Source organism: Rhodococcus sp. 05-2255-3B1, from assembly GCF_002258545.1.
GTDB lineage: Bacteria > Actinomycetota > Actinomycetes > Mycobacteriales > Mycobacteriaceae > Rhodococcoides.
This window is the reverse complement of sequence record NZ_NOZC01000035.1, coordinates 204,975-226,360: the sequence shown is the minus strand read 5'-3', so window position 1 is coordinate 226,360 and position 21,386 is coordinate 204,975. Positions and strand designations below refer to the sequence as shown.

22 protein-coding genes are annotated in these 21,386 nt (G+C 64.7%); 4 read left to right on the top strand and 18 right to left on the bottom strand.

All coding sequences use genetic code 11. The features are described from left to right. The first annotated feature begins 44 nt into the window (after positions 1–44). A complete protein-coding gene (locus CH249_RS20460) occupies positions 45–770 on the top strand; it encodes a YoaK family protein (protein ID WP_045196782.1) in 726 nt (241 codons plus the stop codon). Between the two features lie 15 nt (positions 771–785). Here the strand turns inward: CH249_RS20460 and CH249_RS20455 are convergent, their stop codons facing one another. Next, the gene (locus tag CH249_RS20455) at positions 786–1,400 is read right to left on the bottom strand and encodes a TetR/AcrR family transcriptional regulator (RefSeq protein WP_052049656.1); all 615 of its coding nucleotides are present in this window, start codon (positions 1,398–1,400) and stop codon (positions 786–788) included. A gap of 60 nt (positions 1,401–1,460) precedes the next feature. Here CH249_RS20455 and CH249_RS20450 point away from each other — a divergent pair, with 60 nt between their 5' ends. Then, positions 1,461–2,414 (top strand): DAPG hydrolase family protein, encoded by a 954-nt coding sequence (locus CH249_RS20450; protein WP_256988392.1) that lies wholly within the window; start codon positions 1,461–1,463, stop codon positions 2,412–2,414. On the opposite strand, the gene CH249_RS20445 is transcribed toward CH249_RS20450, so the two are convergent. The 3 genes from CH249_RS20445 to CH249_RS20435 form a co-directional block, all read right to left on the bottom strand. Continuing rightward, positions 2,411–2,986, bottom strand: a complete 576-nt coding sequence (locus CH249_RS20445) for a hypothetical protein (RefSeq protein ID WP_094630395.1) — start codon at positions 2,984–2,986, stop codon at positions 2,411–2,413. The two genes, CH249_RS20450 and CH249_RS20445, sit on opposite strands and share 4 nt — an antisense overlap. A gap of 28 nt (positions 2,987–3,014) precedes the next feature. Next, positions 3,015–3,950: a pirin family protein gene (locus CH249_RS20440; protein WP_032395997.1), complete on the bottom strand. Its 936-nt coding sequence runs from the start codon at positions 3,948–3,950 to the stop codon at positions 3,015–3,017. 81 nt (positions 3,951–4,031) lie between these two features. Next, entirely contained in the window at positions 4,032–4,373 is a 342-nt protein-coding gene (locus CH249_RS20435) for a GNAT family N-acetyltransferase (protein WP_094681896.1), read from the bottom strand. 216 nt (positions 4,374–4,589) lie between these two features. On the opposite strand from CH249_RS20435, the gene CH249_RS20430 reads away from it, so the two are divergent. Further along, on the top strand, positions 4,590–5,831 hold the full coding sequence (locus tag CH249_RS20430) for an acetyl-CoA carboxylase biotin carboxylase subunit family protein (protein WP_094630393.1): 1,242 nt from the start codon (positions 4,590–4,592) through the stop codon (positions 5,829–5,831). Between the two features lie 41 nt (positions 5,832–5,872). Then, entirely contained in the window at positions 5,873–7,861 is a 1,989-nt protein-coding gene (locus CH249_RS20425; RefSeq protein WP_094645848.1) for a hypothetical protein, read from the top strand. Positions 7,862–7,918: 57 nt separating this feature from the next. Here the strand turns inward: CH249_RS20425 and CH249_RS20420 are convergent, their stop codons facing one another. The 14 genes from CH249_RS20420 to CH249_RS20355 all read right to left on the bottom strand — a co-directional run bounded on the left by CH249_RS20420 (position 7,919) and on the right by CH249_RS20355 (position 21,289). Then, positions 7,919–8,134: a DUF2945 domain-containing protein gene (locus CH249_RS20420; RefSeq protein ID WP_032395999.1), complete on the bottom strand. Its 216-nt coding sequence runs from the start codon at positions 8,132–8,134 to the stop codon at positions 7,919–7,921. 62 nt (positions 8,135–8,196) lie between these two features. Further along, positions 8,197–9,210 carry an alpha/beta hydrolase family protein gene (locus CH249_RS20415; protein WP_230596878.1) on the bottom strand — a complete coding sequence of 338 codons (1,014 nt, stop codon included), beginning with the start codon at positions 9,208–9,210 and terminating at the stop codon, positions 8,197–8,199. A gap of 93 nt (positions 9,211–9,303) precedes the next feature. Then, positions 9,304–10,440, bottom strand: coding sequence for an RNA polymerase sigma factor (locus CH249_RS20410; RefSeq protein ID WP_045196790.1), 1,137 nt, complete (start codon positions 10,438–10,440; stop codon positions 9,304–9,306). An 8-nt stretch (positions 10,441–10,448) separates the two neighbouring features. Further along, positions 10,449–10,856: a YciI family protein gene (locus CH249_RS20405; RefSeq protein ID WP_045196792.1), complete on the bottom strand. Its 408-nt coding sequence runs from the start codon at positions 10,854–10,856 to the stop codon at positions 10,449–10,451. Positions 10,857–10,951: 95 nt separating this feature from the next. After that, a complete protein-coding gene (gene fbaA / locus CH249_RS20400; RefSeq protein WP_032396002.1) occupies positions 10,952–11,974 on the bottom strand; it encodes a class II fructose-bisphosphate aldolase in 1,023 nt (340 codons plus the stop codon). A gap of 8 nt (positions 11,975–11,982) precedes the next feature. After that, a complete protein-coding gene (locus CH249_RS20395) occupies positions 11,983–13,017 on the bottom strand; it encodes a LacI family DNA-binding transcriptional regulator (protein ID WP_094645778.1) in 1,035 nt (344 codons plus the stop codon). Between the two features lie 45 nt (positions 13,018–13,062). Next, on the bottom strand, positions 13,063–13,713 hold the full coding sequence (locus tag CH249_RS20390; RefSeq protein ID WP_045196796.1) for a nucleoside/nucleotide kinase family protein: 651 nt from the start codon (positions 13,711–13,713) through the stop codon (positions 13,063–13,065). Next, positions 13,703–14,626, bottom strand: coding sequence for a PfkB family carbohydrate kinase (locus CH249_RS20385; RefSeq protein WP_094681887.1), 924 nt, complete (start codon positions 14,624–14,626; stop codon positions 13,703–13,705). The genes CH249_RS20390 and CH249_RS20385 overlap by 11 nt, the downstream gene beginning before the upstream one ends. Next, positions 14,607–15,389 (bottom strand): ATP-binding cassette domain-containing protein, encoded by a 783-nt coding sequence (locus CH249_RS20380; protein ID WP_032396006.1) that lies wholly within the window; start codon positions 15,387–15,389, stop codon positions 14,607–14,609. The genes CH249_RS20385 and CH249_RS20380 overlap by 20 nt, the downstream gene beginning before the upstream one ends. Then, the gene (locus tag CH249_RS20375) at positions 15,386–16,375 is read right to left on the bottom strand and encodes an ABC transporter permease (protein ID WP_032396007.1); all 990 of its coding nucleotides are present in this window, start codon (positions 16,373–16,375) and stop codon (positions 15,386–15,388) included. The genes CH249_RS20380 and CH249_RS20375 overlap by 4 nt, the downstream gene beginning before the upstream one ends. A gap of 41 nt (positions 16,376–16,416) precedes the next feature. Further along, positions 16,417–17,415: a substrate-binding domain-containing protein gene (locus tag CH249_RS20370; protein ID WP_032396008.1), complete on the bottom strand. Its 999-nt coding sequence runs from the start codon at positions 17,413–17,415 to the stop codon at positions 16,417–16,419. Positions 17,416–17,994: 579 nt separating this feature from the next. After that, positions 17,995–19,578, bottom strand: a complete 1,584-nt coding sequence (locus tag CH249_RS20365) for a carboxylesterase/lipase family protein (RefSeq protein WP_094683618.1) — start codon at positions 19,576–19,578, stop codon at positions 17,995–17,997. Further along, complete coding sequence (locus CH249_RS20360) at positions 19,575–20,177, bottom strand: TetR/AcrR family transcriptional regulator (protein ID WP_094630386.1); 603 nt, start codon at positions 20,175–20,177, stop codon at positions 19,575–19,577. Before CH249_RS20360 ends, CH249_RS20365 begins: the two co-directional genes overlap by 4 nt. A 128-nt stretch (positions 20,178–20,305) precedes the next feature. Continuing rightward, positions 20,306–21,289 (bottom strand): YihY/virulence factor BrkB family protein, encoded by a 984-nt coding sequence (locus CH249_RS20355; protein ID WP_094630639.1) that lies wholly within the window; start codon positions 21,287–21,289, stop codon positions 20,306–20,308. Positions 21,290–21,386: the final 97 nt, after the last annotated feature.

Here is a 21,386-nt window from a genome sequence, read left to right as displayed (position 1 = left end):
ACTCAAAGATTTGCCGGTTCGCCCGTAGCCAGGAGAATCGAGTCATGACTTCTCCGGTGGCAATCAGCCGCGACACAGCAGTCGGTCCCGAAGCTCGTCTGTCCTGGATATTGTCCGGACTGGCCGGGATGGTGGGCGCAGTGGCGTTCTTGCATTCTGCCGGCTACTTCGTGACCTTCATGACCGGCAACACCGAACGTGCTGTCGTCGGGCACTTCGGGCACCCCGAGGGCAAGGAGGTCACCCCGGGCGCCTCACCGATAGCGGCTCTCGCGCTCATGGGCTCTTTTCTGGCCGGGGTGGTGATCTCGTCGATCTGCCGCCGTCGGTACTGGTCGAACCATCCCCACGGAGCAACGGTGCTGACCACGATCGCGCTCGCCGGAGCGGGAGCCATCGACATCGCCATCTCGGGATGGTCGTCGGCGAACGTGAACTTCTACCCGATTCTGTTGGTGGCCTTCGCACTCGGCGCACTCAACACCGCGTTCACGAAGAAGGAAGAGACCTACATTCCGCTGAGCTACGTCACCGGAACGCTGGTGAAGCTGGGCCAGGGTATCGAACGGCACCTGTTCGGCGGGGGAACGCGCTACGACTGGCTGTGCTACACAGCCCTTCTCGGATCGTTCGCGTTGGGCGGAGCGATCGGAGCCTTCATCGGCGTCGTCATCACCGGACCCCAGGTGCTGCTTCTGACCGCACTGCTCAGCTTCGGCGCAACGATCTTCACCTTCACCCACACCGAGCGTCGCACGCTGCTGGGATGAAGCAACGTCCCCCGGTCAGCCCTCGACCAACGGCGAGGCCACGATGATCTTGCGCAACATCTGCTCGATGAAGGTGGGGGAAAGGCGCGATCCGATCAGCACTTGCCGCTGAACGAGACCTTCGATCATCACCACGAGAGTTTCGGCGTCGGAGGGCGGATCCTCGGAGTCCAGCGAGGCGACGATCCACTGGGTGTAGGTGACGAATGCTGCACGTTGACTGTCGAACAACTCGCGGATTTCGTCGTCGTGCTGCGCCTCGCCGAGCATGATGTGGCGCGCGATCACCCGTTTGACCGCGTCTGCCGATGTCATGGCGTCGATGAAGTCGATGATGTGGGAGATCACGACGTCGACGGTGAGCGGTTTGACGTCCACCAGAGTGCCGAACGTCGCTCCGGCCACCTCGAAGTCGCGGACGAACAGTTGACCGAGAGCCAGGTGAAGCAGCCGACTCCGGGTGGGCGCGTGGTAGTTCACCGATCCGGGGCCGAGTCCCGCTGCGGCGTCCACCGCCCGGTGGGTCAAGCCGCGCAGCCCCTGCGTGGCGAGCACCTCGATGGCGGCAGTGGCGATCTCGTCGCGCCGACGCACTCTCGACTCGTCGTCCTTGGAGTGTGCCGACCTCATACCGCGCAGTGTAGTGCCAGGCCGTTGACATTCGTCGATTCCGAGACCTAGTCTCAACCGATGTTGAGCAACGGGGGGAACACGGGCCGGGGGCCCACCAGACGCCAGATCATGATCGGAGCGGCTGCCGCGGCCACCATCGCCGTCGTCGGCCCGGTCGCCAAGGCGGCAGCGGCCCCGGCGACCGGCTCGGGCGGCCAGTGCACCGAGCGCTACCAGGGCTACCGCGAGGCCGATCGAAACCTGCCGTATGCCAGATACATGGCACCGAGGACGACGCCCGCACCGGCGGTCGTCGCGGACGCCTACGCGGGACCTGCCATCGCGCCCGAGTCGATCCCCGGATTCGATGCGATCACAACCGATCTCGCGTCCACCGGCTACTCCACGATCGAGACCGGATACGGTCGCCGCGCCGACGGGGTGACGTTCGTAGCGGTCCGTACGGTGATGCCGCGCGTGACGGCAGCGATGTGGGACTGGTGGTTCGGCTGGCATTCCACCGAGGCCGCGCGATACAAGCTGTGGCATCCCGATGCCCACCTCTACGCAGACTTCGCCGAGGATCGAACGTCACTCGACATTCCCGACAAGGCCAAGTACATCGGCAACACGACGTTCGTGGACGAATACGTCGGTCCGAAGCTGCAGCAGCTGGGCATTGCCTTTCGCGATCCGATCGCGCACGGATTCGACGTTCCCGCAGATCAGACGATCGTCTTCGGCCGAGTGGGCAGTTCCATCGCACCGGTGGATCTGGGCTGGCTGGCCCACCAGGTGCGCCCTGTCGACGGTGGTGCCGAGATGCGTAGCCGCTTCTTCCTGAACCTACGAGGGCTCCACGTACCGGACGTCAAGCAGGCCGCGTGCGCCGTCGGCCGTGGGGCGTCGGTGGACCCGACGGACCTCGTTCTTGGCCTCGATCTCGCCCGAGACCTCCTGCTGCACTGCGGACAGGAGATGAACCATCTCGCGGGCTTCCTACCGGAGTTGTACGCCGAGTTCGGGAGCTAGTGCCCCAGGAACACCTTCGCCAGCACGATCGACGCAGCAACCGCAGCGGTGGCCAGGCCACCCAGAAAGGCACGGAAGGTCAAGCGATTGCCGCGAATTCGCTGGGTGACCATCTGAATCGTGGCGATGCGCACCACGATCACTCCGCCGGCCAGCAATTCCGACCACTGGCCCGGGAGCACCGACAACCAACCGAGGGCCAGCATCAACGCAGGGACGGTGCCGGAACTCAGGATGGGAACGGCATCGCGAAATTCCTCGACGGCCTTGAACTTGCGTTGCTCGTCGGTGGCATCACCGTGCGCTTCGGGGATCTGACTGCCCGCGACGAAGTCCGCGAACACATGCGCGAGAAACGTCGTCACCGCAGTGGCCAGAACCAGAACAGCCGCCGTTCCGTGCTCGATCGAGCTGGGCGTCGATGCTGCGACCGCCGCGAGGACCAGGATGTTTCCGTAGACGTAGGCGGAAAGCCTCCTGGCCGCCCGCGCGGGCTCGAGCGGGCCGTCCGCGCGGGTGACCAATCGGCTGTACAGCCGTGTTCCACCGATACCGGGTTCTGCGTCGCTCATGCCGGAGATCGTTGCACGGTAGGCGCGATTATTCGACGGGGACTCCGAGCCGACCGGCCTGGTAGTCCTCGAACGCCTGCAGCACTTCGGACTTGGTGTTCATCACGAACGGGCCTGCCATCGCGACGGGTTCCCGAATCGGCCGGCCACCCAGAACGAACACCTCGAGCGACTCCCCCACCGCGGATGCGGACATCTCGATGGTGTCGCCGCGGCCGAACAGTGCCGTCTGCCCCATCCTGATCGGACGCTTCTCCGCGCCCACCGTGCCCTCTCCCGCGAGAACATAGACGAGTGCGTTGAATTCTCGATTCCACGGCAGCGTCAGCGCCGCTCCCGGCGCGATCGTGCTGTGCGAGAGCGCAATCGGGGTGTACGTCGAACCCGGTCCCTGCAGACCGGCGATCTCACCGGCGATGACACGCACCAGCGCACCGCCGTCCGGACTCGACGCCAGCGCCACCTTGCTCCCGGTGATGTCCTGGTAACGCGGATGCGCCATCTTGTTCTCGCGCGGCAGATTGACCCAGAGCTGCACACCGTGGAACAGCCCGCCCGACATCACCAGATGCTCGGGCGGAGCCTCGATGTGCAGAATGCCACCGCCCGCCGTCATCCACTGGGTGTCGCCACCGCTGATGATTCCGCCGCCGCCGTGGGAGTCCTTGTGCTCCATGATCCCATCTATCATGTAGGTCACCGTCTCGAACCCGCGGTGCGGATGCCACGGCGTCCCCTTCGGCTCACCGGGCGCGTAATTCACCTCGCCCATCTGATCCATGTGAATGAACGGGTCGAGGGACGACATGTCCAGCCCGGCGAATGCTCTGCGAACGGGAAAGCCCTCCCCCTCGTATCCCGTCGGTGCCGTCGTGACCGACCGGACCGGCCGGGGGACGGCGGTGGCGTCGGGCATGGGGATGCGGGGCAACGCGAGGATGTTGTCGACCGTCACTGCGGGCATGGGCTCCCTTTCGGCAATGTAGTTGACTCTGCAACTACTCTACGCGCTTCAACCCGGCGGTGTCCGACGGTATTCCCGCGGTCAGCCCTGCCGGTCGGCCAGCCACTGCCGGATCTCGTCGGTGACCGGTTCGACGATGTCGTCGTACTCCCGATGCTTACCCACGAAGGCGGCCACCAGTTCGCAGATCGGAACGATTCGCCTGGCGTCGGAACGGGTGGCGTCGAGCGCCTGCTGCACGAGAATCGTTGCCAGACCACGTCCGCCGTAGGCTGCGTCGACCTCGGTGTGGAAGAAGATGCGCCTGCCCTGCTCGTCATCGGCGAACTCGGTGAAGCCGACCTGCGAACCCTCCACCGAGACGGTGAAACGGTCCGCCTGCTGGGCGATCTCGACCTCGGCACCGGTTTTGTCGACCGTCATTCCGCACTCCTCGTTCCCGGTAGGCGCGCACCGCACCTCGTCGGTCACGATCGTGCACGATCGGCGGAGATCTGTCGATCGTGAACCGCACCGAGCACCTGCGTACGGCGGGTTCGTGATCCACCGTCACCGACAGGGGTGCCGAGCGACCGTTTGCGCCTCTGTACGGTGGAGCGAAGGACCTCGACCGATGAATCATCAAGGGGAAGGAACTTCATGGCTCAGCCAGACAGGCTGGAGAAAGACCCGAACAAAGGTTTCGTGGCCCTGCTGGGCTGGAGTTTGGCCGCAGTGGAAGCACTGGACAAGTTCGATCGGCGCTACGTGGTCGTCGCTCCGGAGTGGGCCGAGGCGTACTGCACCGAGCACGACATTCCGTACCTCCCGTGGAACTTCGAGCGACTCAACGATCGCTCGCTGGAAATCGCCGAGACCCTGCAGGCCAAGGGCGTCGACGTCGCGATTCCGTTGTACGAGGAGACAGTGGAGTGGGCCGGTGCCATCAACTCGGTGTTGCTCGGCAACCCACGCCTGTTCGGTCAGGCAATGCTGTTGCGCGACAAGTCCTTGATGAAGCGCCGTGCTCAGCTCGGCGGCATTCGAGTGGGCATCTTCGAGGAAGCCCACGACCGTGAGGACGTCATTCGATTCCTCAAGCGTGTCAACCAGACGCTGCTCAAGCTCGACGGCGATCCCAACGACCCGATTCATGTCAAGGCCTTCGACAAGGCAGGTTGCCTCGGCCACCGCGTCATTCGCACCCCTGACGAGGTCGACTCCATTCCCGACGAGGAATTTCCGGCGCTGATGGAATCGCACCTCGACGGCTGGGAATTCGCGGTCGAAGCATGGATTCACAACGGCAAGATCAAGTTCCTCAACATCTCCGAGTACGTCAGGCTCGGTTACTCGGTGTTCGTCCCGGCCACACCGGAACTGGAGAAGTACCGCGAGCAGATCACGGTGCAGATCGAGAAGCTGATCAAGGCCTTCGACATCGAGTTCGGTTTCATTCACCCCGAGTACTTCGTCACCAGCGACGGCGAGATGTACTTCGGTGAAGTTGCTTACCGGCCACCGGGTTTCAAAGTCTTCGAGCTGCTCGAGCGCGCCTACGGCTTCAACGCGTACCAGGGCCTGGCATTGGCGTTCGACCCGAAAACCACCGAGGAGGAGATCGACGCCTTCTTCCCGAGAGAGGTGGTCGACGCCACCGGTCACGCCGGATGCTTCGGCGTCTACCCGCGGCGACGCGTCGTCAGCGATCTCGTCATCCCCGATGTCACCGCAGACGACGACTACTACGAGACCAACGACCTGTCCGCTCCGGTCGAGGAAACCGTCACCAAGAGAACAGCATTCGGTACTCACTGGGGCCTGCTGTACTTCTTCGGCGAGGACCCGTACCGAATGCGTGATCTGCTCAGGCAACAGGAAGAACTGGACTTCTACGTGTGAAGCAGCAACTCGGCAACGACCACGAACCATCGACGCAGACGATGAACGACTCTGCACCGGTCGACAAGGCTCTGGTGTCACGGCTGGCCCAGCTGGACCACGCCACCGAGGCGCTGGCCGGAGCACCCGAGTTCAGCAAGAACACCAAGGTACGGCGGGTGCTCGACGGCCTGCATCGAGTGTTGTTGCAGCCCGGCGGTTGCAGCGCAATTCGCGAACGAGCCGCGATGCTCGAGCAGGCCGGACTGTTCGCAGGTACCGACTGGGCCCAGCCGGACATTCTCGTCCCGGCGTTCGTGGGGCCGAGCCTGCGCAGCGGCAACGACGACACCGTGGTGCTCGAGGCGACCAGCGAACTGCGCATGATCGCGATCGTCGCGGGTGAGTACGAGCATCCGGCCGTGACCGCCGAGGAGGCTCGACGATTTCTCTCGCAGGTTCTCGCACTCAACCTCGACGTGCTCTTCACACCGCCGTCGGAGTCGGAGCGAGTTCGATTGGGCCGCACCGCGCATCTGATTCGTGATCTGTTCGGCTACGTCGCGCAGCAGATCGGGTACGACAGCGTGCTCGACGAGTTGGTCGAGGAGATCTGGCGGATTCTGCGCCAGCGTCCGATTCAGGTGGACACCATCAAGGCGATGGTCACGCGCATCGCCATCTATCGCGACGACCCGACCGTGGACCTCGGCAACTCCGGGCAGGGCCTCGATCGATTGATCACGGCGCTGTTCGGCACCACCGATGCCTGCCGCGAGGACCCGGGCGTCGAGGTGTACCGGTCTCGGCTCGAGGCGATGGACGTCGAGGCATTGCAGTTCGAGGCCCGTGGATTCGCGCGGGCCATGCACGACACCGGTCTGGTCTCGCCGTACCACGCGACGCTGACGCAGTATCTCGTCGACCATTACTCGTATGTTCTGCCCGAGGCGCTCGGTCTGTCCGATACCGGCCGGACCTGCCTGACGCGGTATCCCGAACTGGTTCATCGCCTCATCGAGGAGACGGTGTATCCCGAGACCGCGCAGTGCCTCTACGGATTGGCGCTGCTGCTCGATCGGGGAATTCTGCATCAGCCGCCGATCGTGCCGTCCCTGTGGCGCCAGATCTCGCTGAAACTCGCTCCCGCGGTGCGGGAGCGACTGATCACCTCGTTCGGGCCCGTCCCCGCGCCGGAGTCACGCTTGCTCGGGGGTTTGCTCTCGATGCTCGGGCAGCCCCTGGGCGTCGGCCAGGGGGACAACCCGACGTGTCAGTCGGCGCGGGCGTTGTCGATGTGGGCCTACAACGATCCCGACTACTTGCTGCAGATGGTGGTGTGGGCGGCGCGTGACGAGGAGATCGTCATGCACTTCGAGGGGCAGTCGATCTCGTCGACCGAGAGCGTCAGCGGCGTCGCCACGTCCGATCCGGTTGACCTCGATCCCGCGTCGTTGTTGTTGGTTCCGCACCTCGACCGCATCTACGCCGAGATGGTCCGCCGTTGCGCCGATCGTCCCGGTGATCCGCACCGCTGGGTCAACCCCGAGTTCCACGGCTGGTGGTCGGCACGCGAATTCCACATCGACGTCGACGTCGCGACCGGCAATCTCGTGGACCTGGACGTCTTCCTGCGGCAGTTCTACGCCGCGTACCACCCGGAATACAACGGGCACCAACCGTTGATCCATCCACAACCGGCCGGTGTGGCCGTAACCGACAGTGCGGCACGGTATGTGGGATGGCACGCCATCACGATTCTGCGGGTGTCCGCAGACCCCGACGGTGTCATGCGGGTGTACTTCTTCAACCCGAACAACGACAGCGGGCAGGACTGGGGCGACGGCGTCGTGGTGGGTACGGCGGGCAACGGCGAACGCGCAGGCGAAGGTTCGCTGCCGTTCGACCAGTTCGCCTCACGGCTCTACATCTTCCACACCGATCCACTCGAACACGGCGAGCCGGAGAGAATCCCGGCCGCAGACATCGAGCGGATTCGAGGATACATCGAACGGAGTTGGGGCGCAGAACGTTCGGTGCCTCAGGCCTGAGATCCTCCGATGCACCCGAGGCCGTGCACTCGGGTGCATCGAAAGAGCCGGGTGTCGTCAGTCCTTCTTGTCGAGCGCGTCCGGCTTGTGCACCGCGTCCTTACCCGACTTGTCGCTCTCGACCCGGTACTGCGGGTCGTCCTTCGACGCCTTCACGGTCCGGCCTGCGGCTTCGGTATCGGAGGTGATCTTCTCCACCACTTCGCCCTCGGTCTTCGTTCCGTGGGTCTGCCATTCGACCTTGTCGCCCTTGTGCAATTCGTCCTTCGACATGTTCGAGTCGTCCCTTCGTCGGTGTTGTCCACCGACGCGTACCCGCGCCGGTGTCGGCGCAATCACCTGGTTCCCAGAGCAGGTGCCAGCGTGGTGAACCACGCCTCGCGTAGCTGATCCTCGAACAGCGGCCAGGTGTGCGCGCCCTCCTCGCGCATGGACACCGTCGCCGGCACGTCGGCTCGGCGCAGAGCGTCGACGAAGATCGACGTGCAGTGGTTGACCATCGCTTCGACCGCCATCCCTCCGAAGGGCGGGATCGCGCCCTCGGGAATGCGATCGACAGGCCCCGGGAGTCCGCGGGACGAACTGACGTACACCGCGGTTCCGCGCAGCCGCTCGACGTTGAGCGATGGGTCGTGATCGCGCCATCCCTGGCTTCCCGGTAGCCCCCACATATTGAAGGGATTGTTGAGTCCGCCGGCGATCATCGCCGATATACCCGCCGTGGCAAGCGGAGTGGACGGTGCCGGACATCCACTGAAGGACGCGGCCGCGTCGAACACGTCCGGGGCCTGGATCGCGAGGTCGAGTGCCGGACCACCACTCATCGACAGCCCTGCCACGCCGCGCCTGCCGGTCGATCCGTAGGCTGCGTCGACGGCGGCGGGCAGTTCGCGGGTGAGGTAGGTCTGCCACTTGTTGCTGCCGAGCACCGGATCCGTTGTCTGCCAGTCGGTGTAGAAACTGAACCGGCCACCGATCGGTGCCACCACGGTGACCTTCTTGTCGAGGAAGAACTTCTCGACGCCGGAATTGTTGAGCCAGCCCACGCCGTCCTCGTTGCCGAGCGCGCCGTTGAGCAGCACGAGAGTGGGTGCTGGTCCGTCGTCGGGGGAATGCAGCACCTCGTTGGATACGACGCGATTCATGGACGGGGAGAACACGTTCAGTACCGCTCGGGTCGCCGACACCTGATGGATGCCGACGGCGCCCGCAGCCGCGTCGGCCGACCCCGTGTTCCCCGGCAGCGCCTGCACCGACGCTCCGGTCATCAGCATCGACGCCACCGCCGCAGCCGCCACGACCGCAGCGGATCGAGTCCGCTTCTTCCTCTTCTGCCCCACACGCAACATCAGCACCACACGAGGGTCGCACGAATTTCGCTTCCTACCGCTAACGATCGGATTACGAAACCGATCGGTCCGTTCGCTTGCTCCCAGGAGGGCTCACTCGGCCCGGATCCGCGCGGCCTGCAGCGTCAGGTGGTGCCGCTCGGACATCGACGACGCCCTCTCGGCTGCCTGCACGTACAACTCGGCGGCACGCTGCAGATCACCGGACTTCTCGTGCAGGTACGCGGCCGCTGCTGTGTGCCGCGGGACGGCCGAATCGACCTCGCCCAGTGCCGCAAGCCCCGCCGCCGGACCGTCGGCCTCCCCGATCGCCACCGCTCGATTGAGCCGCACGACGGAACTGCCTGTGAGAGCGAGTAACTCGTCGTACCACTCGACGATCTGCACCCAGTCGGTCTCCTCCACACGCGACGCGTCGGCGTGCAGGGCGGCGATGGCCGCCTGCGCCTGGAACTCTCCCAACCGATCTCGGGCGAGCGCAGTCTGCAGAATCTGCACTCCCTCCGCGATCAGCGTTGTATCCCAACGAGATCGATCCTGCTCGGCGAGAGGAATGAGGTGACCGTCGGGCCCTGTCCTGGCCGAACGGCGTGCGTGGTGAAGCAGCATCAGCGCCAACAGTCCGGCCGTTTCCTCGTCGTCGGACAACCTGGCCAGCTGCCGGGTCAACCGAATCGCCTCGGCCGCCGGATCGATGTCCCCGCTGTACCCCTCGTTGAAGACGAGATACAGCACCCGTCGTACCGTCCCCACATCACCGGGGGCGTCGAAACGCACGTCGCGCACCGTGCGCTTGGCTCGGCTGATGCGTTGCGCCATGGTCTTCTCCGGCACCAGGTATGCCTGCGCGATCTGCCGAGTCGTCAATCCCCCGACGGCACGCAGAGTCAGTGCCACCGCTGCCGCCGGACCGAGCGAGGGATGCGCGCACAGGAAGAACAACTGCAACGTGTCGTCGACGCCGCCGACACTGCCGGGATCCGGTTGGGCGGCGACTCGATCCTCACGTGCTCGTCGCGCGTTCTCGGAGCGTTGCGCGTCGAGAAATTTCCGCCAGGCAACAGTGACCAACCAGCCCTTCGGGTCGGTCGGTGCTTCGGAGACCCACGTCGAGATCGCCTCGAGCATCGCTTCCTGCACAGCATCCTCGGCCGCCGCGAAATCTGCTCCGCGGTGGACGAGGACGCCGATCACCGCGGGCGTCAGTTCCCGCAGAATCCGTGGATCCACGACGGTCGTCAGTCGGCGATGGTGGGAGGTGCCTCCATGAACGGACGCAGTTCGAGCCACTCGTCGATCGGCTTCCCACCGGCACCGGGCGCTGCCGACAGCTGCCCTGCCAGCTCGAGCGCGCGTTCGTAGGAGTCGACGTCGATCACCATCCAGCCTGCGATGAGGTCCTTCGTCTCCGCGAACGGGCCATCGGTGACCGGAGGCTTCCCTTCCCCATCCGAGCGCACCCACGTTCCCTCGGGGGCCAGAGCCTGCGCGTCGACGAATTCGCCGGTCTTCTCGAGTTCGGCGGCGAAGTCCTGCATGAACTCGATGTGATCGCGCACTTCGGCGGGTGTCCACCGGTCCATCGGGATCCAGTCGGCAGGCTCGGGGGCTCCGCGGTAGTGCTTGAGCATGAGGTACTTGGCCATGGTGTCTCCTGTCGTCCGATGCGGCCATTCTTGCCGCATTCGACCCTGGGACGGAACCGGTCCGCAGATTTCGACACGTTCGACGAAAAAGATTCTCAGCGCATCGTGCGACCTGCCGAGCCCAGCATCTGCGTCGCCTCGACCACCCGAGCCGCCATCGCTGTCTCGGCCGGCTTGCCCCACGATCGCGGGTCGTAGGCCTTCTTGTTGCCGTACTCGCCGTCGACCTTGAGGACTTGGTCGTACTTGCTGATCATGTGCCCGGCGATGGACCGGGTGAACGCGTATTGGGTGTCGGTGTCGATGTTCATCTTGATCACCCCGCTCGCGACCGCGGAGGCGATATCTTCTGCGCTGGATCCCGATCCACCGTGGAACACCAGATCGAACGGGTTGTCCTTACCGGTCTCGGCTCCGACGACGGCCTGGATCTCGGCGAGGATTTCCGGGCGTAGGTGCACCGAGTCGGGGTTGTAGACACCGTGCACGTTGCCGAAGGTCAGGGCGGTCATGTAGCGACCGCGCTCCCCGGCACCGAGCGCGGCGATCGTGGCCCGAGCATCGTCGACGGTCGAGTACAGCTGTTCGTTGATCTCGTGCGAGACGCCGTCCTCCTCGCCGCCGATGACGCCGACCTCGATTTCGAGGATCGTGTTCGCCTGCATCGACAGATCGAGCAATTCCCGAGCGACACGCAGGTTTTCGTCGAGCGGCACCGCCGAGCCGTCCCACATGTGCGATTGGTACAGCGGGTCGAGTCCGCGTCCGCGTCGGTCGATGGCGTCGGCCAGCAGGGGCCGCACCCAGTCGTCCAGATTCTCGGCTGGGCAGTGATCGGTGTGCAGCGCCACCGAGATCGAATAGTGCTGCGCCACTTCGTGGGCGTACTGTGCGAGCGCCTTGGAGCCGGCGAATCGGTTCTGCACCGCATTGCCGGACAGATAGAGCGCCGTGCCCACCGATACCTGAATGATCCCGTCGCTCTCGGCCTCGGCGAAGCCCTGAAGGGCTGCGTTGAGTGTCTGTGAACCGGTGACGTTGATCGACGGGTAGGCGAACCCGCCCTCCTTGGCGCGATCCAGCATGGCGGCGTACTGGTCCGGACTGGCAATCGGCATGAACTGTCCTATCTTTCGGGTGCGGCCGGCACGTCGGCTCGAGGTGCACTGCAGCCGCAGGAATTTCGGTGGGTGAAGGTGGTCGGTACTCGGATCGATCGGGGCGCGTCCTCGTGTCCCTCGATGCGCCGGAGAACCAGGTCGGCTGCGGTTCGGCCGATGGTCTGCACGTCCTGAGCTGCCGCCGTGAGCCGAGGCTCGAACAGGTCCGACCACTCGAAGTCGTCATAGCAGACGAAGGCCAGGTCCGCCGGAATCGACAAACCCAGGCCTCGAACTGCTTTCAGCGATCCGATCGTCATCGAGTTGTTCATCGACACCAGGGCCGACGGCCGGTCCGGACCGGACATCAGCTCACGCACCAGAGACTCGGCCACCTCGACGTTGGACCGGCCGTCGAGAATCAGTCGAGGATCGAGTTCGATTCCTCGATCGGCCAGCGCGCGGGCGTAGCCGTCGAATCGCTCGGTCGTGGAGGAGATCCCTTCGATGCCGCGCACGATCGCGATACGTCGGTGTCCGGCGTCGAGGAGGTGGGTGGTGAGCTCGTGCGCCGACGCGTCGTTCTCCGGACCCACCTGATCGCAGGAGACGTCGAGCATCCGGTCGATCAACACCAGAGGCGTTCCACTGCGGACGATCTCGGGAATGGTCGAGAATTCGGAGCCCGCCGCGGGTGCGAGAATCATGCCGTCGACCTGACGGTCGAGCAACGAGTCCGTCACCCTTCGCTCGGACCTGGGCTCGTCGTGCGAATCACCGAGGATCAAGACGTAACCGGCCTCGGACAATCGCTGCTCGACGGCATGGACCAGGCTTCCGAAATACGGGTTGGTCAACGCGGCGATCGACAGTCCCACGGTGTGAGTCCGACCTGCCGCGAGCGATCGAGCGACGACGTTGCGGCGGTATCCGATCTCGGCAATCGCCGCGTCGACACGTTCCCGGGTGGCGGCATTGACGTTGCGAGTTCCGTTGAGCACGTGCGAGACAGTCGATACCGATACACCTGCCAATCGGGCGACGTCGTCCATCGTGGGCATGTCAGTCGGCCCAGCGCTGTCGTGTCTCGTGGTTCTGCGCAATCGTCATGTCAGCCGCAGGATTCGATCGGCGCGACGTGCGGTGGACCCGATCAATTCCGCGTTGCGTTCGTCCGATCCCAGTGCCCAGAACTCCGCGTCCTCGTGCGACTTTCCGTAGGCCTCGTGCCTGGCCACCAGCCGCTCGTGCCGAACTCTCGTGTGTGGAGCCAGAAACCAGACTTCGTCGATCATCGCCCGCGCCGCCGGCCACGCATCGGATTCCATCAGCAGGTAGTTGCCTTCGGTGATGACCAGCGGAACAGTCGACGGGACCGGGATGGAGGAACCGATCGACTCCTCGATCTCTCGGCGAAATCTCGGCGCGTACACGAGGGGACCACCGGGCTGCTGATCGTGAACGGCCGCGATCAACCGCGCGTATCCACCGTCGTCGAACGTGTCGTGGGCACCCTTGCGATCGAGCCGACCCAGTTCGATCAACACCTCGTTGGCGAGATGGAATCCGTCCATCGGAACCAGTACCGCGAGTTCGGGCCCGAGCGCGTCGACGAGTTGCTGTGCCACAGTGGATTTTCCGGCACCCGGTGCACCGGTCAGGCCTAGTATGCGCCGCTCACCCGGTACGGCCAGCTTTCGCGCCAGCTCCACGAGTTCGTCGAGGGCGGCTTCCTGTACGTCCTGGTCAATGCTCACCGTTGTCGCTTTCGAGTCCGTTGATGGAAAGTTCGCGTAGCCATGCTCTGGGGCCGATCACCGAGCAGCGCAGCGCGGCAACGTGAGCCGAGCTGTCGATGCGCTCGGCCAGCGAGCCCGGCTGCGTGCAGTAGTAGGCATACGCGCCGTGGAACGCATCCCCGGCACCCAGAGTATCGACCACCGCGACCGGCTCCACATCGACCGATCCGGTCGATCCCTCGGACCACCACTCGACGGGCTCGCCGCCGTGGGTGGTGACGACGGTCCGCACACCGGATGCAACGAGTTCCGCGGCGTTCGCGGCCGTGTCCGAGGTGCCGGGGGCGCGAAAGTCCGCCGAGCACACCATGTCCGTGGCGTGCTCGATCAGCTCGGTCATCACCGGTTTCCAGCGACCGGCGTCCACGACCAACGTGGTAACCCGCACCGCCGCATGTTCCGCGGCGGCGCAGGCGATCAGGGGGTGGTGCCCGTCGACCAGAACGACGTCGGCACCGGCGACGACGGCCTCCAGCCCCTCCGGCGGTGAGGCGTCGGATCTCACGGCGTCGGCCGAGACGACCGATCGATCGCCGGTCGATTCGATCACCGTCACCGCCGAGACGGGCACCGATCTGCTCGAGCCCTCGGCCGCGTCGATCACGCGGACGCCGAACGCAGCCAGGTCCGCCTTCACCAGCGCGGCCACCGGGTCGTCTCCGAGTGCGGTGACGAGCACGGCCGTCCCGCCGAGCGCGGCAAAGGTGACGGCCGCGTTGGCGGCAGGACCTCCCGCCGCGACGAACTGAGCGCTCGAGGTGATCTTCTGGTTGGGTGCGGGCGCTGCCGACACTCGATGGATGACGTCGAGTGTCGCCAGCCCGACGAAAACACCGACCGGGCTTGTCGATTCAGAGCCCGGCGCGTTCATCGTCGGTCGGCTCCTCCGCGCCGGTCATGAGCGCGACGACCTCGGACATACTGCGGTTCTTCGGATCGACCACGCCCGCCCGCTTGCCGAGGCGGTGGATGTGGATCCGGTCGGCGACCTCGAACACGTGCGGCATGTCGTGGCTGATGAGCACCACAGGTATGCCGCGGTCGCGAATGGTGCGAATCAGATCGATCACCATGCCCGACTCTCGCACACCCAGTGCGGCAGTCGGCTCGTCCATGATGATCACTCCGCGGCCGAACGCTGCTGCCCGCGCTACGGCCACACCCTGACGTTGGCCACCGGAGAGCGTCTCGACCGCCTGGTTGACCGACTTGATACCGATCTTGAGGTCCTGCAGGTGCTTCGACGACTCCTCTCGCATCCTCGGCATGTCCAGCCGTCGAAAGAGACTGCCGCTGATGCCTTTACGCTTGATCTCGCGCCCCAGGTAGACGTTGGAGGCGATGTCGAGCGCCGGAATGACGGCCAGGTCCTGATAGACCGTCTCGATGCCTGCCGCTCGTGCGTCGCGCGTGTTCTTGAACGACACCGGCGATCCGTTCATCAGGATCTCACCCGAATCCGGAATGACAGCCCCGGCCAGAGCTTTGATGAGACTGGACTTCCCGGCACCGTTGTCGCCGATCACCGCCAACACTTCACCGGCCCGCAACTCGAAATCTGCACCGTTGATGGCCGTCACGCTGCCGTAGGTCTTGACCAGACCACGCGCTTCCAGAGCGAGAGGGGCGTTCACTGTGACCTCCGACGTGCGAATTGATCGACGGCCACCGCCACGATGACGAGAATGCCGGTCGCGATGTTCTGGTACAGGCTGTCGACGCCTGCCTGGGTGAGACCGTTGCGCAACACACCGACGATCAGGGTTCCGACGAGAGTTCCGATGACGGTACCGCGGCCACCGAACAGGCTGGTTCCACCGATGACCACCGCGGTGATCGTTTCCAGATTGGCGTTCTGATACGCATTCGGGTCGGCATTGGGGATTCGTCCGAGAGCCGCCCACGCCGCGATCGCCGCGATGACGCCGGTGACGATGTAGACCGAGAACAGCACGCGACCGGACTTGATGCCGGAACGGTCCGAGGCCTGCGGACTCCCGCCGACCGCGTAAATATGCCTGCCCCAGGACGTTTGGGACAACGCGTACCACATCACGGCGTACACCAGCAGCATCACCACCACGCCGTAGGTGGTGGAGAAGCTACCGACCTTGAACGAGGTGCCGAGAAAAGTCAGCGGCCCGCTCGGGACCTGATAGGTCTCGGATCCGGCCAACAGTCTGGTGGCCGCTTGAATCGCGGTGAACGTGCCGAGCGTGACGATGAACGGCGGCAGTCTCAGTACCGTCACCAATCCGCCGTTGATCGCGCCGAACGCCACGCACACGGCAAGCGTCGAACCCAACGCTACGACCGGTCCGTTCGCCCCGGCCGACTGTGCCATCACGATGGTGCCCATCACCGCGACCGCGCCGATCGACAGATCGATCCCGGACGTGAGAATGATCAGTGTCTGGCCGACGGCGAGAATGCCGACCACCACCGACTGCTGCAGAATCAGAGAGACGTTCTGCGGGTTGAGGAACGAGCTCGAAATAGAGCTGAACACGATGATGGCAATGACGAGCGCGGCCAACGGCCCGAGCAGCGGTTCACGCAGGACGGTTCCCACGTTGAACCGGCTCGGTGCCTTGGGAGGCGCAGCGGTTTCGGTACTCACTGATCAGTCCTCGTACTCGACGGCGGTCCGGGAATTCGCGATCAGCCCCAGCAATTCGCTTCGCCCCACGCGGTGTCCTGGGAATCGATTCCGGCAACGGGCTTGTCGGTGACGAGCTGCGAACCGGTGTCGTTGAAACCGCTGGGCTTGGTGCCGTCCTGCGCGAACTTCACCACTGCGTCGACGCCCTGCTCGGCCATCTTGGCGGGGAACTGCAGCACCGTCGCGCCGATGATGCCGGACTTCACATTCGCGATGCCGGTGCAGCTACCGTCGATCGACCCGATGGTGATCTGGTCGGCGCGACCGGCGGACTGGATCGCCTGGTACGCACCCGCAGCTGCAGGCTCGTTGATCGTGTAGAGAGCGTTGACGCCCGGAGCGCGCTGCAGCAGGTTCTCCATGGCGGTCTGCGCCTTGGTCTGATCACCGTTGGTGTTCTCCTGGCCCACGATCTCCGGCGAACTGTCGGTCAGACCCATGCCTTCGAGGAACCCGTCGTGACGGAAGGTGTCGACCGTGCCGCCCGCGGTGCCGTCGAGCATGATGACCTGGGGTGCGGTGGTGCCGAGCGTGCCCTTGACCCAGGCACCCTGGCTCACTCCGGCCGCCTTGTTGTCGGTGGCGAACGTGGCGTCGACCGCGTCCTCGGGGTCGGTTGCGGTGTCGAGGGCGATGACGACGACGCCGGCGTCACGGGCCTTCTTGATCGCGTCGAGGACTCCGGTGGACGAGTTCGGGGTGATCAGAATTCCCTTCACACCCTGGCCGACCAGGTTCTCGATCGCCGCGACCTGTCCTTCGTTGTCACCGTCGAATGCGCCGGCCAGAGCCACCAACTCGGCTCCGCTGGAATCGGCCTTGGCCTGTGCTGCCTCGCGGAGCTTCACGAAGTACGGATTCGAGTCCGTCTTGGTGATGAGCCCGACCTTGACGCTGTCCGAATCCGAACTGCTGCAGGCGGTCAGACCCAGCACGAGCGAACCGGCCATGAGCACGGTCCCGATCGTCAGCGCGGACTTCCGACGGTGATTGAACATGTGGACTCCCTTGTCCCCTGGCCACGCGGTCGCGTCGCTCGATTGCAGGAGCCTAGGACGCATACAAGCGCTTGCGCATGCGCTTTCGCGAAACGAACTCGAAGTTTGTTTCAGCCGACCGGTCAGCCGGTTCGTGACAGGGGTCACTCCATCGCCACCGGTCGTCGACGTCCGCCATCTTCGCCCTGCCCTCCGCTGCCGATTCCCCGGTCCCTCGCTGCCGGTCCCCCGCTGCCGGTCCCCGGTTCCCCCCGCTGCCGGTCCCCCGTGCCCCGCAAACGCGAGCGCACTTGCCATCCGCGCGCGAATCAGCGCCCGATCACCCGGCAATTCCGCTCGCATCCGACGAATGCGCGCGCGTTTGCCTCAGCCCGATCGGCCAGCGAACCGGCCGACCCCCGACTCGTCCCCCGCAGTCAATCCCTACGCGGCGACAGCAGCGCTCCCCAGCCCCTGCCCCGTTCACTCGCAAACGCGCGCGCACTTGCCATCCGCGCGCGAATCAGCGCCCGATCACCCGGCAATTCCGCGCGCACCTGACGAATGCGCGCGCGTTTGCCCGTCGACCGAACCCATCTGTCAGCGCGCGAGCGAATTCCAGAAGTCACAGTGATGCTCGGCATCGGCGTCGATCACCGAGATGTCGTCGGAGACGAACTGCAGAACGGGGCTGACGTCTGCGGTGGTACGAGGCCACGGCGGTGCATTGTCTGCACTGGGTGTTCCGGTGTGGGCGAACGAGGTGAGGTACGCGATCATCGTTCGGGCGAGATCGTGCTGCGCCGGAGTCTTCAGCAGATCGTGTCCCGCAATGTCGAAGAAGTACGGCATATCCGTCGCATGTGCGGCATCCTGTGGCACGCCGGACGCACCGACGCCACTGACGTCAGCGGTCCCGGTATCGGCGAACTCGTACGAATACACCGGCGCATTCACTGCCAGAGCCCGGTTGTTTCGGTACGTCGGGCACGACCAACCGGCATCGGTGGTCGCCGACGCCCATGCCAGCGCCGCAGACGAAAAGTTCTGCAGCGGATACAGATCGGCGACGCCGGCGGCCTCGGGTCCGAATGCATCGGCGAGGAGTGCGGGATACGAATCGGCTGTCACCGAAGTCGGATCCGCCAACAGCGCCCCACCGACGAACGAATTCTGTTCGGCCCGGTTGCCACCGGAGAACACCGGAACGTTCAGGGCTGCACCGGCTTCGACAGCACGCGCCGGATCGGCGGGTAGCAGCTCGGTACCGTAGGCGAGTTGATTGGAGAAATTCTGTCCCTGCGCTACGAGAGCATCGACGGGCAGCGCACGCAAACATTCGATCGCGCCCGAGCCCGAGCATCCCAGTTGCTTCGCCACTTCGGCTCCGGTGGCCTCGTTGTCGGCCAGCGCAACGTAAGGTCGTTGCTCGGGCACGCCCGGGTAGATCGAGTCGGTCGGAAAGTTCAACGCACACGACCCCGACATGATGGCCACCTTGTCCACCAACCCCTGCGCGGCAGGCGATGTCAACGCAGCACACGCCGCCATACCGCCTGCGGACTCTCCGAACACGGTGACGTTGTCGGGGTCTCCCCCGAATGCTGCGGCATTGTCGTTCACCCACCGCAGGGACTGAATCTGATCGGCGAATCCGAAGTTGCCGCCCCCGTCCAGGTCGGGGAGCCCCAGGTAACCCAGCATGCCCAGTCGGTAGTTCACCGTCACCACGATGACATTGCCCTCCGAAGCGATCCGCTGAGCTTCGTATGCGGAGCCCGCCCCAGACGTGAAACCGCCGCCGTGCCACCACACCATCACCGGCAGTGGCTCGTTCGACGTCACCAGCGGCGTCGTCACATTGAGGAAGAGGCAATCTTCGTCCGTCGTCGGTGTTCCACCGGACTCGGCCGAGCTCTGCGGACACTGCGAACCCGGCGCAGTGGCGTCGGCATCGTCGTCGGATGCCGGAAGCGGTTGTGGAGGTGACCATCTCAGATCACCGACCGGAGGCTCCGCATACCTGATGCCGAGAAATTGCCGCGTGTTCTGCGCAGCAACCCCGTGCACGGTAGCTGTGGTCGTGGCGACGTCGAGGGGCGCGCTGTCGGATGGATCCGAGGTAGATGCGCACCCGGCGAGTACCAGGAGCACGGTAGCGAGGGCGACCGGCAACTTCCTCATCGGCCGTCCGATCGTGTTGCGGCATCGAATGTTCGACGCAGCTCGTCGGCCAGCTTCACCGCATCGTCGCCAGCTCCTACTTGCCACACGGCCGCGTCGAGAGCAGCGCGAATCGTCATGGCCATGATCCGGGTGTCGAAGGACCGGAACTCACCAGTCCGCTGCCCCGACTCGAGAAGGCCGTGGACTTCGAGCATCTCGGCTCCGTGCTCGGATCGTTCACCGCGAGCGGGAGCTGTGGCGAAGATTGCCGACAGTGCCTTCATGTGCCGAGGGTAGGCAGCGTAGAACATGACGCTGCCGCCGATGAACTCCAGCAACGCTTCTCGACTCGAACCTGCCGCACGAACGAGAGGTCCGACCTCCTGTTCACCGAGTGCGTAGACGAGCTGGACGACGCCATCGAGGAGTTCCTCGCGGGTGCCGAAATGGTAGGAGATGACGCCGCGACTGATTCCGGCGCGCTCGGCGATGCGGACGAACGACGCCTTCTCCGCCCCCGCTTCCGCGATGACATCGACAGCGCATTGGATCAGCTGTTCGCGACGGGCGTTCTGAATGAATGTGGGTTCGGGACGGTCCGCCTTGGGCGATGGCATGATCCCAACTTTAGCACTGACGCATTATTTTTCCCATGCATGTCAGAAATTTCGAGCCGCCAGGAGTGACCACGATTCGCATCCGAACACGGGATCCCGCTCGCGAGCAGAAATAGTGGACACACGGGTCACTTGGTCGGCGCGTCTTCCCCGGTCACCGAATCCGGCTCGTCGTAGGTGACCGTGATGTCCTGGAATCCTTTGTTGCGCTGCGCTTCTGCCTGTCCGGTGTAGGAGTTCTTGTCACCCTCGGTGAGTTCGACGTTGTCGGTGAACGGCGTCAACAGCGCCCGTGGGTGCAGGTGGTCGACACGCACGGCATTGATTTCGATACACAGCACGATGAGCACCGACGAGACGTAGAGAAAGCCGAGCAGGCCGAGGACGATCGCAAAGATTCCGTTGCTGGCGCTGGCGTTGCCGACGACATAGCGAATGTAGATCCCGCCGAACGATTGCAGTGCCTGCCAGATCACCGCGGCGATCGCAGCGCCGGGCAGCACCTCACGCACGGTCAGGGCTCGGGCGGTGCCGATACGGAATGCGGCGGTGAAGACCACGACGTTGACGACGACGGCCCCGACAAGCGCCAACGCACCGCCGGCAAAACCGAACACACCCGAGGACGCGACTCCGTTGAGAACGGTCAGTCCGATGATCGCCGTGCCGACGGTGCTCAGCAGCAACAGCCCTCGCAGGCGTCCCTTGATCGGATCCGGTTGTTCGTTTCGCGGGACGGACCACGCGGTGTTCATCGCGTACTGCGCGGCAAGTGACACTCCGAGTCCGCCGTACAACGACCCCACCACGCCGATGACGATGGCGGTCGTTCCGCCGCTGAGGCGGTCCGGCTGACCGAGTTGGTCACCGATGACCGGGATCTGGCTCATCGCGGAATCGATGATTCGACTCTGCAATTCGGGGTCGCCGGCCAGCACGATTCCCAACACGGTGGTGAAGAGCAGCAGCAACGGGAACAACGAGAGAAACGAGTAGTACGCGATGAGAGCCGCGAGATATCCACCTCGATCGTCGAGGAACTTGTACAGAACTGCGAGCGGGAAACCCGCTGACGGGTGCCTGCGCTGAAAGCTGTCCACCTTGCCGACCATCATCGCTCGAATGTATCCGCCGTGCCGCTCCTCGAAACGTCGACCGAGCGCGGCGTTCGATGTGACCCAGATCTCATAGGTTCGGCGTGCGCTTTCC

Excerpts from the sequence above, each read along its gene's own strand:
- CH249_RS20395 (WP_094645778.1), bottom strand. The coding sequence starts at position 13,017 with ATGCCCACGATGGACGACGTCGCCCGATTGGCAGGTGTATCGGTATCG.
- CH249_RS20440 (WP_032395997.1), bottom strand. The coding sequence starts at position 3,950 with ATGCCCGCAGTGACGGTCGACAACATCCTCGCGTTGCCCCGCATCCCC.
- CH249_RS20405 (WP_045196792.1), bottom strand. The coding sequence starts at position 10,856 with ATGGCCAAGTACCTCATGCTCAAGCACTACCGCGGAGCCCCCGAGCCT.
- CH249_RS20435 (WP_094681896.1), bottom strand. The coding sequence starts at position 4,373 with ATGACGGTCGACAAAACCGGTGCCGAGGTCGAGATCGCCCAGCAGGCG.
- CH249_RS20355 (WP_094630639.1), bottom strand. The coding sequence starts at position 21,289 with ATGGTCGGCAAGGTGGACAGCTTTCAGCGCAGGCACCCGTCAGCGGGT.
- CH249_RS20370 (WP_032396008.1), bottom strand. The coding sequence starts at position 17,415 with ATGTTCAATCACCGTCGGAAGTCCGCGCTGACGATCGGGACCGTGCTC.
- CH249_RS20425 (WP_094645848.1), top strand. The coding sequence starts at position 5,873 with ATGAACGACTCTGCACCGGTCGACAAGGCTCTGGTGTCACGGCTGGCC.
- CH249_RS20385 (WP_094681887.1), bottom strand. The coding sequence starts at position 14,626 with ATGAACGCGCCGGGCTCTGAATCGACAAGCCCGGTCGGTGTTTTCGTC.
- CH249_RS20420 (WP_032395999.1), bottom strand. The coding sequence starts at position 8,134 with ATGTCGAAGGACGAATTGCACAAGGGCGACAAGGTCGAATGGCAGACC.
- CH249_RS20445 (WP_094630395.1), bottom strand. The coding sequence starts at position 2,986 with ATGAGCGACGCAGAACCCGGTATCGGTGGAACACGGCTGTACAGCCGA.
- fbaA (WP_032396002.1), bottom strand. The coding sequence starts at position 11,974 with ATGCCGATTGCCAGTCCGGACCAGTACGCCGCCATGCTGGATCGCGCC.
- CH249_RS20450 (WP_256988392.1), top strand. The coding sequence starts at position 1,461 with ATGTTGAGCAACGGGGGGAACACGGGCCGGGGGCCCACCAGACGCCAG.
- CH249_RS20460 (WP_045196782.1), top strand. The coding sequence starts at position 45 with ATGACTTCTCCGGTGGCAATCAGCCGCGACACAGCAGTCGGTCCCGAA.
- CH249_RS20365 (WP_094683618.1), bottom strand. The coding sequence starts at position 19,578 with ATGAGGAAGTTGCCGGTCGCCCTCGCTACCGTGCTCCTGGTACTCGCC.
- CH249_RS20430 (WP_094630393.1), top strand. The coding sequence starts at position 4,590 with ATGGCTCAGCCAGACAGGCTGGAGAAAGACCCGAACAAAGGTTTCGTG.
- CH249_RS20415 (WP_230596878.1), bottom strand. The coding sequence starts at position 9,210 with ATGTTGCGTGTGGGGCAGAAGAGGAAGAAGCGGACTCGATCCGCTGCG.
- CH249_RS20455 (WP_052049656.1), bottom strand. The coding sequence starts at position 1,400 with ATGAGGTCGGCACACTCCAAGGACGACGAGTCGAGAGTGCGTCGGCGC.
- CH249_RS20360 (WP_094630386.1), bottom strand. The coding sequence starts at position 20,177 with ATGCCATCGCCCAAGGCGGACCGTCCCGAACCCACATTCATTCAGAAC.